Source organism: Methylobacterium sp. WL19, assembly GCF_008040005.1.
In the GTDB taxonomy this organism is placed as follows: domain Bacteria; phylum Pseudomonadota; class Alphaproteobacteria; order Rhizobiales; family Beijerinckiaceae; genus Methylobacterium; species Methylobacterium bullatum.
In genome coordinates this window covers 1-12,702 of sequence record NZ_VRVC01000136.1, presented here as the reverse complement: position 1 = coordinate 12,702, position 12,702 = coordinate 1, and the positions used below count along the sequence as shown (strand labels likewise).

Sequence of the window (12,702 nt, the reverse complement as noted above, 5' to 3'; positions counted from 1 at the left end):
CTCCCCGCACGACCCCCATTCCCCACGAGGCCTGACCGGCGCCGCGATCGCGGCCGGCTGCCTCGCCCCGGAGGCAGCCATGTCGAATTCCCTCATCGCCCATGCCAAGCGCGTCGCCGCCCAGGCCGCCCTCGATTTCAACGAGGAACACCACCCCGCGGACGACGCCGATACCGTCTACGTCCGGGCCGGTCTCGCCGGTTGCCGGGACGCCCGGGAAGCACTGCCTGTTGCGGCCCTGCTCGACGCCCTCGGCCCGGCGGGCCTGCGGCGCATCCGGGAGGAGGAGGGCCTCGCCGTCGTCGTCGAGGTGCCGGGTCCCGATTGGTCGACGAAGATCCAGATGGCGCTCGGCGACCTAGCTGCCTTCGCACAGGTCATCGTCAGGACCGGCGCCAGGCAGGACCGCCCGACCGAGGGCAACGGGACGGTCGCATCCGCGCTGTCGCGGGGTGCCAGTATCGCAGGCGTCTGCCACGCTCCGGCCCGTTACCTACCGGCCACCCTCGTCCAGGCCGCCGACCTGGTCGTCCGCATCGGGCCGCCGTCGAATCGGGTCGTCGCCGACGTGATCAAGGCGGTGACCGGCAAGCGGGCACGCCGGCTGCCGCCCGCCGTCGCCGCCGGCCTCTCGTTCGACGACATCACCGCGTCGATCAGGATGGGCACCTCGCCGGCGACCTGCATCGCACGGCTCCAGGCTTCCGCCCGCGCCCTCTCGGGCGGCGACGCGCTCGGCGAGGACGTCCCTGACCTTGCCTCTCTCTACGGCTACGGAGCTGCGATGTCGTTCGCCCTCGCGCTCGTGCGCGACCTCGACGAATGGCGAGCCGGACGTCTGGAATTCTCCCAGATCTCCAAGAACTGCACGCTGTACTCGGAACCTGGCCTTGGTAAGTCCAGCCTCATCCGCAGTCTCGCAAAGGCGGCTCGGGTCCCGCTTGTCTCGGCGAGCGTAGCCGAACTCTTCACCTCGTCTTCCGGTCATCTGGACGGCGTGCTCAAGGCGTGGGAGGCGAAGGTCGCGCAAGCCGCCGCTATAGCACCTAGTATTCTGTTCCTAGACGAAATAGACAGTATTCCTAACAGAGCAACCATGGATAATCGTGCTAGAGATTGGTGGAGTCCATTCGTTAACTCAGTGCTTGCAAGTATTGACTCAACGACATCCGATATAACCTCGAAGGTTATTGTAATCGGGGCGACAAACCACATCAATATGCTTGACGCGGCCCTGATCCGTCCGGGCCGGCTTCATCCGGTGATCCGGATCGACCGGCCGGACAAGGATGCCCTCGTGGGGATCATGCGACAGCACCTTGGGATCGACCTCCAGGAGGCCGACCTCTCCGGCGTCGCCCAACTCGGTGCCGGGTCTACCGGTGCCGAGGTGACCGCTTGGATCAAGACCGCGCGCTCGCTCGCCCGCGCCGAAGGCCGTCGCATGGTCCTTGGCGACCTCATCGCGCAGGTGGCCCCGGCCGAGACGCGCACCCCCGCGGAGGTCCGGGCCATCGCCACCCACGAGGCGGCGCATTGCGTCTGCGCGGCGAGGCTCCACGTCGCGTCGATGACCTCGGTCACGATCGCGGACCGCAGGTCGAGCGAGGGGGCCGCGCGGGGGATCATGACCCCGAGGGCGTTCCTCACGAAGACGCAACTTGAGAACGTCGCCGTGGTAGCCCTCGCCGGCCGCGCGATGGACGCCCTCGTCGGGGCGCCCCACACCGGGGCGGGCGGCGGTCGCGGCTCCGACCTGGACCGCGCGACGGGGATCGTGGTGTCGCTGCACACGGAGTTCGGCCTCGGCGACCACCTCGCCTACCGCGGCGGCAACGCCGAGGACGCCATGCGCACGGACCCGGCACTGCGCCGCACGGTCGAGGCCGACCTGCTTCGGCTCTACGCACAGGCGACCGATCTCGTCCGGGAGAACAGGGGGGTGATCGAGGTCCTGGCGAACCGGCTCGTCGAGGCCCGGGTGCTCTCGGGCGATGAGATCCGCACGATCATCGAGGCCGGGTCCACCGCAAGGGGCCGCCGACGCCGGGGAGGCCACCATGCCGCCCGTTGATCCCGACCGCGACGGCAGGGGTAACCTCGGAGCCCACGGCGTCGCGACGCGATGCAAAATCAGGGTCGATGACAGCCGTCCCGACGACACCGCCGCGCCTGGTGTTCGGAGCCGATGTTCCTGGCCGGGCGAGGCCACCGACCGTCCGGAGTGGCGATCGGCGGCCTCGCAATGCAAATAAGGCGCCTCGGAGCTAAAAAAGCAGTCGCGGTTTGCCCGGTTTTCCGGTGTCCGCCGCGATCCATGGATCGAAGGATCGGCGCAGAAAATCCCGTCTCAATGGATTCAAGGGCTTAGGGCCAGGGAATCGGACGGCCTCGGACCTCGGTTTGAGCTGCGGGAATGCCCGAACTAAGGATAAAGTTGTCTATCCTTTGATTTCGGAAAAGACCTTCAATAACAAAGGTTTACGCGATACTATGATCGCCGATTCGACGCCTGGTCGAGGCCCTTGCATTCCTGTCAAGGCCCTGTAGCAGGGCCTGGCGGCACGGGGCTCCCGGCCGGCGCATACGGCGCAAGGGGAGAACGAGGATGTAGGACGAACCATCGAACCCAAGGCCCGATCCCAGGCGAGCGAAAGCCCCGCCGGCGGACCAACGGGGCTTTCGTCTGCAGAGCAGTCGATCACGGCGCACGGTTACGAAGCGACCGCCGTGATCGAGGGCAGGCTGACCGAACAGGACTGCGCACCCTCTTTAGAGGGTCACCGAATCCGGGTCAATCCCGGCTGCGGGCGGACGACCCATGCCGGTCGCCCTCCCGTGGGGATCGCCAGGCCTCGTTCAGACGGGGCCGGGGACGATCCGGTGAAGGCCCGCCGCGCGCCACGACGAAGCGACGTGTGCGGCGGGTCCGGTGAAACAGCCCCGCAGGGGCAAGCAAGGAAGACCGAACATGTACGCGAGTGAAAGCCGCGCCCCCGAGCGGGAGTGCGATCGGGGAGCCATGCCCGGCGGATGGCACGCCGGCGTCGAGATCGTCTTCGAGATCGGCAAGGCGTTCAAGCTGCCGGAAGTGGCCGAGACGCTCGGGATCAGCCTGCGCCAGGTCCAGGGCCACGTCACAGACGGCACGCTGGTGGCCGTGAACGTCGGCCGCGGGATCGTGCGGCGCGATCTCCGGGTGATGGAGGAGGCCATCGAGGACTTCGCCCGCAGCCGGAAGGTGGCCCCCCGGGGCATCCCCCCGAGGCTGTCCGCCCGCGCGCCCCGGCGCATCGCCGTCCGCAACCGAAACGGAGGGATCTGAGCCATGGCGACGAGGAAGCAGCAGCCGGAGCCCGAGCTCACCCGCGAGCGCAAGGGCAGCCCCTACCGGCACTACGACTTCAAGGTCGGCGGGTTCCGCCACTGCGGATCGACCAAGCGGAAGAAGGATGACATCGCGGGTGCGGAGAGGGTCGCCAGGGCCCTCCGCAACAGGCTCCTCGACGAGGAGGCGGCCCGGCGCGTGGCTCCCGCTCCCGATCCCGACGACATCGACATGACCTGGGAGGAGGCGGTGGCGTCGTACCGCGACAACGCCGGCGACTACCCCTCCTACGTCGGCGAGAGACCGTATTTCGCATGGCTCAAGGTCAGGATCGGCGACCTGTCCGTACGGGCGATCGACAACGCCAAGCTCGCCGAGCTCATCGCCGAGCGACGGAAGAAGCGGCGGTTCGACCGTCCCAACCTCGGCAGGATCTCGAACGCCGCCGTGAACAACAGCGTGACGCACATGATCCAGAAGGTGCTGCGGCACGCCAAGGTCAGAGGGGTGTCGCTGCGAAGGGAGCCCCACTACAAGGACCACCTCCTGAGCGTGGCGCCGCGCGAACGCGAGATGGTGATCGACGAGGAGATGATCCTCGAAGGCATCCGTCCCGATGTATGGCCGTACGTCAGGTTCGTCCTGGAGACCGGCCTTCGAAAGAGGGCGTCGCTGATCGAGAAGAAGCAGGTGCACTGGCGGCAGGGCGTGATCCATGTCGTCGGGAAGGGTGGCAAGTTCCAGCAGGTGGAAATCACCCCCGAGGTCGCGGAGATCCTCAAGGCCGAATGGCACAAGCATCCGACCCACGTGTTCACCTTCCGGATGACGCGGGACGGCAGGCATCCCGTCACCAAGCAAATGCGCATCGAGGGGGAATGTGTCCCGCTGTCTTACAACAGCATCACCGAGATCTGGCGTAACATCTGTGATCGCGCCGGTGTGACCGACCTTCGCATCCATGACATCCGCAAGACCACGGGCGCGCGGATCGTCAGGACGACGGGGGACCTCAAGGCGGCCTCGAAGGTGCTGAACCACTCCGACATCTCGACGACGGCAAGGCACTACGCGTACATCACCACCGACGATATCCGTCGGCGTCTGGCCCAGACGGCTGCGGAAACCCGCAGGCTCAGGGACGCGTGGACGCCCGGACCGAACGATGGTTCGGAGCCGCACCCGGGCTGAGAGACCGTCAAGGAACGACGATGAAACGCAAAACGCCCGGCGAGTTCTCTCGCCGGGCGTTTTGCCATTCGCAACGCAGCCCGATCCATGATCTGACCACCCCCCTCTCCGTCCGTGCCTCACCACCGAGGGGACCGGACGGTCCATTGGCCCGCCCCCCCATTGAAGTGGTTCATCGCCGAGTTTGATGGATCAGGCTGCGAGCAGGAGGCGACGGCGCAGGAGGTCGAGCTTGGCGCGGCCGTACATGGAGCGATTCAGCAGCTTGAGGCGATCGGCCTGGCCTTCGGCTTGCCCACAGCAACAGCACATGTAGAGGCCGGCGCGGTCGGCGGCCCCATCCTGCCCGCGACTGGTGGCGAAGCCCTCGACCACCCGCTCGCCGCCCGTGAGGGCCTCGCCCGACCACGCGCCGAAGGCGGGGATTGTGCCGGGCTCCACCCACGCGCCGCCGTGGCGACCGCCGCTGCAGCCTCTTGGTAGAGTTCGCCCGGATCGCGAAAGAGGTGCCGGGATAGCTGCTTCGGTGGGGGACAGCGGCGGGGGCGACGCCGGAGCGGCCGTCCGGGCATGGGGCAGCGTCCGGTAACGCCCGGCCGTGGTCCTGACCGGACGCGTACGTCCCTCGCTCGGCCGGTGCTGGATCTGCTTCACGGTGCCGTGGAAGCCGGGCTCCCGGAGCTTGCGCCGGAGCCGCACGGCGCTCTCGCAGCCTTCAGCGAGGCCGGCGTGGGAATGATCGAGACGGGGGTCAAGGTGGCCGCGCCCCGGTCCGGGCCGGCCGTGGCGCGGGAAGCGTTCGGCGAACGCGCACCTGCGCACCGTGCCGCGGGCCGGTCTCGCGGTTGATCTATCGCAGCGACTGTCCGGCCGCCCGGCGGCGGCAGACGTCGTAGAGCCTCTCCCACCGCTCGGCCGCCGCGGCACGGGCGAGCGCCTGCGTGTGGGCCAGCGAGTAGGCTTTGATCCGGCGGGTCGAGGGAAACGGGGTCTAGATTGGCGGCAGCTGCTCCCGACGGGGATGGACGCGGTCAAACCAGCGCCCGACCATCTGCCGTGCGTCGAACAGGAGGTGCCACCGATCGACGACCTGCACGGCTTCAGGCGCGCCCAGCGTGGTGCGGCGGGCGTACTCGGTCGAGCGGTCGCGCTCCACAAGCCGGCCCCCCGGGGCTCGCGGCGGAGCCAGGCCGCCGAGGTCTCGGCCGAGCGATCGGGCAGCAGGTCGATGGGCTGTGGACGTTCGATATCGACTACGTTGGTGCCATAGGTCGGGCCATTGCGCAGCGCCCAGTCATCGACGCCGACGATGCAGGGTGGAACCGCGTTCGGCGGCGGCAGTCGCCGGATCGTTCGCAACATCGCCCGGGCAAGCGACGGTGTGAATGCTTTTCCATTCGGCATCCTTTTACGTGCCCCGCGGCGGTCGTCGGAGGCCCGGATCGTGCGTTGGGATTGCGTGACTTTTGCGTGACCCCAGGTGCTTTTCGGTGCCGTTCCATGCTTTTAAACGCGATGCCGGACCCGCGTCACACGGTGGGCAACCAGGGTGTTACCCATGGAACCTGCGGCCAAAATTCTGGCTAAGCGCCTCATCCAATTGGTCTTTTCCACCTCGTTCGGAGCACCGGACTGGTGGATCGATAATTATCGATCGAAGAGCGATTAAAACCCAACATGGAGCAATCCATTATGTGGTTCAAGAATTCACCAGTAATTTGAATATCTTAGCGCAATATAGAATGGCTGCGTGATTTTTGCGGGACTCGTGGCTCGTGATCGACCACCTGACCCTCAAAGCATTCCACGTCGTCTGCATCCGCTTTCCGGGCCCGACGACGCAAACGTTGGATGGTCTTGAAAGCCATCACACGCATCGATCGCGACCGTCGTGACGGTCCCCCCGTCTCCAAGTGCGATCGCCCAACTGGAATGGTCTCGTGGTGGGGCCTGACGGCACGTCCGGATCGATGTCGCACAGGGGCCAGGCGCTCGACCCGACACGCTCCAGCGGGTCCCGAACACCAACGTCTCATCGCCCATCGAATGGCCGATCCTCAGGGGCCGGCCGTACCCCGCCCCCACAAAGCCTCCCGGCGACAGCTTGCTGTCGTCATCACGCCGGAATGGCGCATTCAGGTCAGAATAATGACTGCATGCTGTCGTGACAGCATGCAGTCATTTCATCCCACCCCGAAGCGATCCGTCAACGGGATCTCAACGCCGTGCTGTCATGACAGCACGGCGCATCAGTCCGGGATCGAACATCGCATGCCGAAAGCGAGACCAAGATCGCGCAACGAAAAGGTGATGGTTTACCTGGCGCCCGCCACGAGGCGCCTCATGGCCGTGGCGGCGGCCGAGCGGAGGCTCAAGATCAGCACCGTCTACGAAGAAGCGGCCACGGAATATCTCAAGTCGCGGCCACCGGGGGCGACGAAGTCCGATGACGCCATGACGGCTCCGCTCACCCAATCCAAGGACGTCTGGCCGGAGGGCGCCGCAGCCGCAATCCTGAAGAAGCTCGATAACTGCCAGCACTTCATCCAGGAGATCAATGCGAACACCGCCGGCCTCATTCCGATGGTCGATGCGCGGGCCCTCGCCGTCGTCATCGCCGCCCTGGCGAAGGCCGGCCAAGAAGGCATTGGCACGCCGGAAGTCCGCACGTTGCTGAACCGCTCGGCCTTCACCAACATCAAGACAACCATCGTGCGCGACGTCCTCGTCCGGGCGGGGGTGGCCAGTTATGCCGACGGGCGTTTGTTCATGACGGACGTCGGCGCCGCAACGATCGATCGGCCCGTATGATCCCGGGGAAGGCGCCTGAGCCTCCCCCGACGCACCCGCGGGCATCGCCAAGGCAGGGATTAGTTCACGCCCTGCCGGCACGGCCCCGTGGAAGCCTTGGCCGACCGCTCGATCCCCGGGCGGCATGACCAGATCGATCGGGCCCAGCCCGCCTCATGAACCGCCCCCGGTGCAACCACGGCCAATGGCATGCGTACACATCCCCATGCCGGGGGTGGCGGCGATACCGTGGTTCCCTCCTCGCCTTTTCGGCCTATAATCGCTATATGACCAGTCATAGATATCGAAAGTAGGATTTCTGCGATGGTGGCGACGCCGATCGGCAAGGGTGGGGTCCGTGAGGGCGTGCACGGTCGTGTCCGACAGGGTCTCCATGCCTCCGCGACACTCGACGCGATCGCCGAGGACGCGACCCATGTCACCGTCGATGTCTCCGTCCACGGAGGACTTGCCGACATCGGCCCGCTCCACAGGGTCGTTGTGGCATCACTCAAGCCCTCGGGGACCAACGCGACCAAGGCGACGACGAAGGCCGTGCATTCGGCTCTCAGGAGCGCCGCGGCCGACTTCCTGGGGCGCGCCTTCGCGAACGAGTTCAGGAAGGTCGTCGACGCCTATCGCGTCATGTTGCGAGAGAGCCTCGTCAAGGGGGAGGACCCGGCGCTCAAGGCGGCGCTCAACCGCGCACGGCTCCAGGAGCGCATCCTGGCCGATACGTCGATGGTCGAGCAGGCGGAGGCGTGCACGCTGCTCGGGTTGTCGACGGCCAATCCGTCGGCCACGATGAAGCGGAAGGAGGACGGTCACGAGGTCCTGCGGTTCACGACCGATGGCCGGGCCGTCTACCCGCTCTTCCAGTTCGACGTGGAGGGCCGCCGGCTGCACCCGGCCATGGCGCAGCTGATCGCGAGGAAGCCGAAGGGGTGGAGCGATTTCCGCCTCCTCCACTGGTTGACCCGGCCTCATCTCGACATGGACGGAACCCCGGCCGAGGCGCTCGGGACCGACGCGCAAGGCGTCCTCGCGGCGTTCGAGCGCGAGATCGACCCCCCGGTGCATGGCTGATGAGGTTCGACCTCGCGATACCCGACCCGTCGACGATGCGGGTGGGGAAGGAGGCCTACGTCGACCTGCGCACGGGGACCGAACTCCATCGCATCCACCCGACCGCATTCCTACCCGAACAGTTCAACGACACCGCCAGGGGCAACGCACGCTTCTCCCCGATACGGGATACGGCCGGCGTCATCATCCCGACGATCTATGGCGCCGAAAGCTTCGAGTGCGCGGCCTGCGAGATCATCCTCCGCTGCCCCGACGTGCCGCCCGTCGCGCCCACCGCGGGTCCCGCACGCCTGCAAATCGTCTTTCCCAGGGATTTCTCCGGGCATAGCCACAGCGTCGTGCGGACGACGGTCGACCTGCATCTCGTCGATCTCACCGGGGCCGGACAGCGGCAGGTCGGGATCGACAGGAACGCCCTCGTGACGGGTCCGACGAGCACCTACCCGAGGACCCGCGGCTGGGCCGAGCACGTGCATACAGGATGCCCCGGAGCCCACGGGCTGTACTACAGCTCCGTGCAATGGAGCCCGCACTTCGCCGTCGTCCTGTTCGGGGACAGGCTACCCGCCGGGGCATTGACGCCGGCATCCACCCGCCCCGTGGCCGACCCTGCGTGCCATGACGACGTCCGCGTCCTCGCGGCACGCCTGTCCATCGACTACGAGGACGTCTGAACCGCCTCCCGCCCAGGTCGGCGGACGGCACGCATGCAATCGTCAGCCTCCGCCACCGGACCACGTGGAAGTCCGGCTTCGACCGCACACGGTACGTCCGGTTCCCCCGCGGAGCGGCGGGGCATGGTTAAGGTTCCTGTGGATCGAGTGGTCGGGACCGCCGATCCAGCGAACGATTGCCCACGCCCTACTAGACAGCAATCTTGCGATCCGAACGCGATCGGTAAATAAGCACTCACCACGACAGGAGCTTTCCATGAAACGCATAGGCCGTCCTTCGCCCCCCTGAATTCCGGAGTGCAGACGACCCATGCGTCGAGCCTCCGCGCACTTGCGAGGAGCTCGAAATGCCGCCCCGAACCCTGTTCACGGCCGACCATCACGTCGGACATCGCCAGATCCTCAGCCCCAGGATGGCGCTGAACCGACCGTTCGAGACCATCGAGGAACACGACGAGACCCTCGTCGCCCGGTGGAACGCCGCCGTGCGCCCCGAGGACACGGTCTGGCACCTCGGCGACTTCTGCTACCGCTGCCCCGAGGCCCACGCGCGCACGATCCTTTCGCGGCTGAGGGGTCGTATCTTCCTGGTTCGCGGCAACCACGACCGCATCGGCGCCAGGCTGCAGTGGGCCGGACCCGTCGTCGACGTGGCCCGCGTCGTCGTCCAGAACCGCGACGGCACCCCCCAGGGGCTGTTCCTGAGCCACTACGCCCACCGGGTCTGGCCGCGGATGCACCGTGGCGACATCCACCTTTTCGGACACTCCCACGGCAGCCTGCCCGGCACCGCCGCCAGCACCGACGTCGGCGTCGACTGCTTCGATTACCGCCCCGTCACCCTCGAAGAGATCCGCGTGCGCCTCGCCGAGAACGCCGACGCCCTCTCGCGTGTACCGGCTTCGAGCCACGACCAAGGCCGCGGGCACGACGAACGATCGACGGAAGTGATGACATGATCCGCGTCCTGCACACCGGCGACTGGCACATCGGGCAGACCCTGCGGGGTTTTTTGCGCGAGCATGAACATGCGCGGGTGTTCGACGCGCTCGTCGCCCTCGTCGAGGAACGGGAGCCGGACGCCTTGGTGATGGCCGGCGACGTCTTCGACAGCCAGAACCCGTCCGGCGAGGCCCAGCGCCTGTTCTACGAGACACTGGTGCGCCTGCATCAGGCCCGGCCCGCGATGACGATCGTGGTCACCGCCGGCAACCACGACGCGGCCGGCCGGCTGGAGGCGCCGCGCGCCCTCCTCGATGCGATCGGCGTCCATGTCGTCGGCAACGTGCGGCGGCCGGGCGGCGCCATCGACCTCTCGCGCCACCTCGTGCCGATCCGCAAGGACGGCGCGGTGGCGGGCCACGTGCTCGGCGTCTCCTACCCCACTGCCGCCTGCCTGCCCGGCCTCACCGCCGGCCGCGTCCGCGACGAGGCCGGGTCGCCCATCGTTCGGGCGGTGCGCGACCTCTACGCCGCGCTGCACGAGGCGGCCCGCCCCGAACTGGCGGGGCTGCCATACATCGTCACCGGGCACCTTCACGTCGCCGGTGGGCTGGAATCGGAGGGAGCTGAACGCCGGATTTTGGTGGGCGGCGAGCACGCGGTCCCGCCCGACGTATTCCCGGAGGATGCCGACTACGTCGCCCTGGGGCACCTTCATCGCGCACAGGAAGTCGGCCGACCCATCGTACGCTACTCCGGCTCCCTCATCCCGCTATCAGCCACGGAACTGGCCTACCGCCACGGGGTCAGCCTCGTCACCATCGGCGATGGCCCGGCACGGACGGAACACGTCGTCATCGACCGGCCCGTCCTCTTCCTGCGGCTGCCGGAAGCGGGCGACATGGCGTTGGGCGAACTCGGGGACCGGCTGGCGGCCCTCGACCTCGATCCCGGCCTGCCGGTCGAGGCCCGGCCCTTCCTCCAGATCCGGCTCGCCCGCGCCGGATTGCCGGCCGGCTACCGGGCCGAGGTCGATCGGATCGCCGAGCGGTTCCCGGTGAGGGTCGTCGACGTCCGGGTCGCGAGCGTCGATGCCCCGTCGCCCGACCTCGCGCCGGTGGGCGGTCCCATGGTCCGCCTCGCCGAGCGGGACCCGGAAGACCTGTTCCGCATGGCCTTCCTCCAGACCCATGGGGTCGAGCCGGCCGCCCCGCACCTCGACGTGTTCCATCGCGCCAGGGCAGGCGCATGAACCGTCCGCAAGCCCGGGCTTGACCGATGCGCATCCTCGCGATCCGCGGCGCGAACCTCGCGAGCCTCGCCGCGCCGTTCGACATCGACCTCGACGGCGGCCCGCTCGGCGCCACCGGCATCTTCGCGATCACCGGGGAGACCGGCGCCGGCAAGTCGACCATCCTCGACGCGCTGTGTCTCGCCCTCTACGGCCGGTTTCCCCGCGTGAGCGCCGGACGCAACGAGGACGTACCCGATCCGGGTGGCCAGGCCATCAACTCCGGCGATCCGCGCGCCATCCTCCGGCGCGGTGCCGGCGAGGGCTTCGCCGAGGTCGACTTCCTCGGCCGGGACGGTGTCGCCTACCGCGCCCGGTGGACGGTCTACCGGGCCCGGAACCGGGCCAACGGACGCCTTCAGGCCGAGACCCGGATCCTGTCCCGGATCGAGGACGGCGCCGCGGTCGCCACCGGCAAGACCGCGGTCAACGAGGCCGTCGTCGCCCGAACCGACCTGACCTTCGACCAGTTCCGGCGCACGGTCGTCCTGGCCCAGGGCGAATTCGACGCCTTCCTCCTTGCCGGCGAGGGGGATCGCGCCGACCTGCTGGAGAAGATCACCGGGACGCAGGTCTACACGGAGATCTCGAAGCGGGTCCGCGCCGGCGCCGACGAACGTCGGGCGGCGTTTGCCATCCTCGTCGCGCGACACGACGCCATCGGTCTCCTCGACGTGGCGGAACGACGGGAGAGGACGGCCGAACGCGACGTGATCGACGCGGCGATGCCGGCTCTCGCGACCGAGCATGGATCCCATCTCACCGCCCTCGACCATGCCCGCCGGTCGGCGGCGGCCGAGGCGCGGTTCGCCGAGGCGGCCGTACTGGTCGAGCAGGCCGCCTCCGCCGTCCGGGACGGCCGCGACGACGCCGTGAGGCTCGCCGAGATCGAGGCCGTCGAACCCTCAAGGCGCCCGGCGGATGCCATGACGGCGGCCGAGGCCGAACTCGCTGCGGCAGAGGGCGTCCTGGAAACCGCCGTGGCTGACGTCGACGCCACCGGGGCGGCCCTTGCGGAGGTCCGGACGGGATTGGCGACGGCACGCGCGGCCGACGAGGCGGGCGAAGCGGATTACCGGGGTTTCACGCCGACCTGGGGCGCGGCCGGCGTTCTGGACGCCCGCATCGTGGAACTCGCCCGCGAGGCGGATGCGGCCACCGCCGGGGCCAAGGACGCGACGGCGAACCTCGACGGGGCCAGGGCCCGGAGATGCGATCTCGACAAGGCCTACGACGCGTTGTCGGCATCGCGTGATGAGACGGCCCGGCGGATCGTGGCGGACGCGGCCATGGCGCCGCTCGCCGACGGGGCGGCGGAGATCGCCGGGCTGTTCGAGAAGCGGACGGCCCTGGCCCTCGAACGCGACGCCGCCCTGGTGGCCCTCGCGGACGCGGAGACC

10 protein-coding genes are annotated in these 12,702 nt (G+C 68.2%); 9 read left to right on the top strand and 1 reads right to left on the bottom strand.

Features of this window, described 5'->3' with window-relative positions:
- The 3 genes from FV220_RS20950 to FV220_RS20940 all read left to right on the top strand — a co-directional run.
- On the top strand, positions 1 to 2,074 hold a 2,074-nt coding region (locus tag FV220_RS20950), incomplete at its 5' end, for an AAA family ATPase (RefSeq protein ID WP_210245956.1).
- Positions 2,075 to 2,971: 897 nt separating this feature from the next.
- Positions 2,972 to 3,325 carry a helix-turn-helix domain-containing protein gene (locus FV220_RS20945; RefSeq protein ID WP_147833089.1) on the top strand — a complete coding sequence of 118 codons (354 nt, stop codon included), beginning with the start codon at positions 2,972 to 2,974 and terminating at the stop codon, positions 3,323 to 3,325.
- Positions 3,326 to 3,328: 3 nt separating this feature from the next.
- Positions 3,329 to 4,519, top strand: coding sequence for a tyrosine-type recombinase/integrase (locus tag FV220_RS20940; RefSeq protein WP_147708297.1), 1,191 nt, complete (start codon positions 3,329 to 3,331; stop codon positions 4,517 to 4,519).
- A 192-nt stretch (positions 4,520 to 4,711) separates the two neighbouring features.
- On the opposite strand, the gene FV220_RS20935 is transcribed toward FV220_RS20940, so the two are convergent.
- A complete protein-coding gene (locus FV220_RS20935; protein WP_147708296.1) occupies positions 4,712 to 4,960 on the bottom strand; it encodes a hypothetical protein in 249 nt (82 codons plus the stop codon).
- 1,902 nt (positions 4,961 to 6,862) lie between these two features.
- On the opposite strand from FV220_RS20935, the gene FV220_RS20930 reads away from it, so the two are divergent.
- The 6 genes from FV220_RS20930 to FV220_RS20905 form a co-directional block, all read left to right on the top strand.
- The gene (locus tag FV220_RS20930; RefSeq protein WP_147708295.1) at positions 6,863 to 7,330 is read left to right on the top strand and encodes a hypothetical protein; all 468 of its coding nucleotides are present in this window, start codon (positions 6,863 to 6,865) and stop codon (positions 7,328 to 7,330) included.
- A 303-nt stretch (positions 7,331 to 7,633) separates the two neighbouring features.
- Positions 7,634 to 8,395: a hypothetical protein gene (locus FV220_RS20925; RefSeq protein WP_187272916.1), complete on the top strand. Its 762-nt coding sequence runs from the start codon at positions 7,634 to 7,636 to the stop codon at positions 8,393 to 8,395.
- On the top strand, positions 8,395 to 9,069 hold the full coding sequence (locus FV220_RS20920; protein ID WP_147708294.1) for an RES family NAD+ phosphorylase: 675 nt from the start codon (positions 8,395 to 8,397) through the stop codon (positions 9,067 to 9,069). Before FV220_RS20925 ends, FV220_RS20920 begins: the two co-directional genes overlap by 1 nt.
- A gap of 347 nt (positions 9,070 to 9,416) precedes the next feature.
- Positions 9,417 to 10,028, top strand: a complete 612-nt coding sequence (locus tag FV220_RS20915) for a metallophosphoesterase (protein WP_147708293.1) — start codon at positions 9,417 to 9,419, stop codon at positions 10,026 to 10,028.
- A complete protein-coding gene (locus FV220_RS20910; RefSeq protein WP_147708292.1) occupies positions 10,025 to 11,263 on the top strand; it encodes an exonuclease SbcCD subunit D in 1,239 nt (412 codons plus the stop codon). The genes FV220_RS20915 and FV220_RS20910 overlap by 4 nt, the downstream gene beginning before the upstream one ends.
- A 26-nt stretch (positions 11,264 to 11,289) precedes the next feature.
- Positions 11,290 to 12,702: AAA family ATPase (locus FV220_RS20905; protein ID WP_147833088.1), on the top strand; the 1,413-nt coding region annotated here is incomplete at its 3' end.